Annotated in this window: 1 protein-coding gene; it reads right to left on the bottom strand. The window is 70.2% G+C overall.

The window, feature by feature from the left end; translation table 11 throughout:
- Window positions 1-2770, bottom strand: a 2770-nt coding sequence (locus G6017_RS09225; protein WP_347237974.1) for a DUF4040 family protein, incomplete at its 3' end; no start/stop codon positions are given.
- Window positions 2771-3019 lie beyond the last annotated feature (249 nt).

Here is a 3019-nt window from a genome sequence, read left to right as displayed (position 1 = left end):
CGGGTTCGTCGCTCCGGTCGTCCCCGCCGAGCTTGTCGATCGCGGCCATGATCACTCCGAGGACCGCCAGGTAGACGCCCACGTCGAAGACCAACGCAGTGGTGAGGTGCACGTCGCCGAGGTAGGCGTGCAGCGGCAGGAGGAACGAGCCGTCCACGAAGCCCGCGAGACCCGTGACGACCCCGATGACCACTCCCGCCGCGATGACCGCGACGTATGGGACCCGGATCCGCGCCGCCTCGTCCCTGGGTGCGCGCAGGTAGTAGATCGCGATTCCGGCCCCGCCGATGAGCGCGGAGTTGAACCCTCCGCCGGGGGCGTTGTGGCCGCGCACGAGGAAGTAGAGAGAGAGGAACACGATCAGGGGGCCCAGTACCCGGGCGAACGTGCGGAGGAAGACCCCGTTGTCCTCGGCGGGCAGGAGCGGCGAATTCGAGGGGACGGAGAGACGCACCTGGCGACGGGGCAGGGTGCGCCTGGCGTGCAGAGCCAGGACCACCGCGAGTCCGGCCACCCCGAGCACGGTGAGTTCGCCGAGGGTGTCCAGCGCTCGGTAGTCCACCAGGACGGTGTTGACCACGTTGATGCCACCGGTGTCCTCCTCCGCGTTGTCGAGGAAGTACCGCCCGACATCGGAGAGTTCCCGGCGACCGGTCATGGCCCACACCGCCGCGCCCGAGGCCAGGCCGATCACGATCGCGACGGCCGCGCTGACGAGCATGCGTGAGCGGGAGACCATGTGGAAGGTGGGGGGGAGTCGCTGGAGGACCAGGACGATGACGACGACGGTGAGGACCTCGACGAGGAGTTGGGTCAAAGCCACGTCGACCGCACCGAGAGTGAAGAACCACAGCGCCATGGCGAACCCGACGATCCCGACGTTCGCGACGGCGCCGACCCTGGAGCGGGAGATGACCATGGCTGCGGTCCCCACCACGAGCAGTAGCACCACCACCCAGTCCTCCGCCCGGACGGGTGAGCCCACCTCGGGTTCGGGGCGGACGACCGCCACACCCACGGCGGCCAGGGCGACCAGCACCACGAGGACGGCCCAGACGTGCCGGGAGATCCGATCCGTCCGGGTGACGTCGCCGACGCGCGCCCCGCCCGCGATGGCCCAGCGGCGCAGCGCGTCGACCGTCGCCACCCCGGTGATGGGGGCGAGCTCACGGTTGAGGAAGCGGTCCAGGGGATTGCGCACCAGGACCAGCACGATGCCGAACGCGATCACGGCCATCGACATGAACAACTCGGGCGCGAACCCGTGCCACAGACCGAAATCCGCCTTGTATCCCTCGCCGAGGGAGGCGCGGGCCGCTGCCGCGACAGCGGGTTCGAGGAGGAACCCGGTGAATCCGAGCACCAGCCCCAGCACCGCGGGCAGGGCGGCGGGGAGGAAGAACGAGGCGTGGGGCGCCTCGATGGTCTCCGGGGTGCTGTGTACCGGCTCGGGGCCCGGCCCCGCCGGGGGGCCGTGGGTGACGAACCCGCCGAGCAGGAAGCGTGCCGAGTAGGCGAAGGTGAAGGTGGCGGCGAACACGGCCAGGGCACCGAGCGCGGGCCCGGTCCACGCGGCTCCCGGCGCGTCGAGCATGGATTTGAACATCCACTCCTTGGACACGAAGCCCAGCAGCGGGGGGAGCCCCGCCATCGACGCCGCGGCCAGTCCCACGCCGATCGCCGTGCCGGGCATGATGCGGTAGAGCCGCGGGAGACCACTCATGGCCCGGGTGCCGGTCTGTTGGTCGACCACGCCCACAAACATGAACAGGGACGACTTGAACAGCGCGTGGGCGATGGTGTGCACGATCGCGGCGACCATGGCGGCCGGGGTGCCCACGCCGATCGTCGCCACCAGGAAGCCCAGCTGGCTGATCGTGGAGTAGGCCAGCAGTTCCTTGAGGTCGTCCCGCTGCATTGCGAACACGGCCCCGAGAACGGCGGTGGTCATTCCGCAGGTGATGAGGAGCAGGTTCCACACCGGGACGTCGTGCAGTGCCTCGGAGAACCGCAGCAGCAGGTAGATGCCGGCCTTGACCATGGCGGCCGCGTGCAGGTACGCGCTGACCGGGGTCGCCGCGACCATGGCGTCCGGCAACCACGCCTGGAACGGGAACTGCGCGGACTTGGTGAACGCGGCCATGGCGATCAGTACGGCGATCACCGTGGCGAAGCCGGGGTCAGTCGACCACACCGGATCGACCAGGATCTCCGACAGGACGGTGGTGCCGGTGCGGACCACCATGAGCGCCGCGGCGGTGAGCAGGCACAGCCCGCCCGCGACGGTGACGAGGAGCGTCCGCACCGCGGGCTGCGTTCCCTTGGGGCCGGCGAGCGTGATGAGGAAGAAGGAGCAGAGGGTCGTGAACTCCCACGCGACGAACAGCAGGACGACGTCGTCCGCCAGGACCAGCCCGAGCATCGACGCGGCGAACAGCGTCATCAGGCCGTAGTACCCGCCGTGACCGCCACCGCGCCCGAGGTACCGGGACGAGTAGGCCATCACCACGGCCCCGATCCCGAGGACGATCATGGTGAACACGCGGGCCAGCGGGTCGAGGGACAGGCGGAGTTCGACGCCCAACGCGGGCATCCACGCGACCGTGGAGACGGTGTCGACGGGGACGGCGAACCAGATGTACAGGGCGAGGCCGCCGAGCAGCGCCGCGAGCGGCCATCCCGCGTCCCGCCCCATGGTGCGGGCCAGCAACGGTGAGATCGCCGCGATGCCGAAGGCCACTGCGAGGGCGAGGGTCAGGGTCAGGGTCACGTGCCGTTGGCTCCGGAGGTGGTCGAGATGGGCGTCGGAACAGACCCGTGGGTACCGAGCCCGCCGGGCCAGGCTAACACTCTCCGCCCGGGCGGATTCGGGCAGGATTCCGGGGCATGCCGAATGACCTGCGGGAACGGGTGCGCCACGTCACTACCATCCACGGCATGCCCCCCACCCCCAGTGCAGCCGACCGCGCGGACGAACCTCTGGACGACCCGGTCGACGAGCCCGTCGACGAGCCGGTCA

Origin of the sequence: Dietzia sp. B44, assembly GCF_014145245.1 — a bacterium.
Lineage (GTDB): Bacteria > Actinomycetota > Actinomycetes > Mycobacteriales > Mycobacteriaceae > Dietzia > Dietzia natronolimnaea.
The sequence above is the reverse complement of the archived record's forward strand: the minus strand, read 5'-3'. Positions and strand labels throughout refer to the sequence as shown.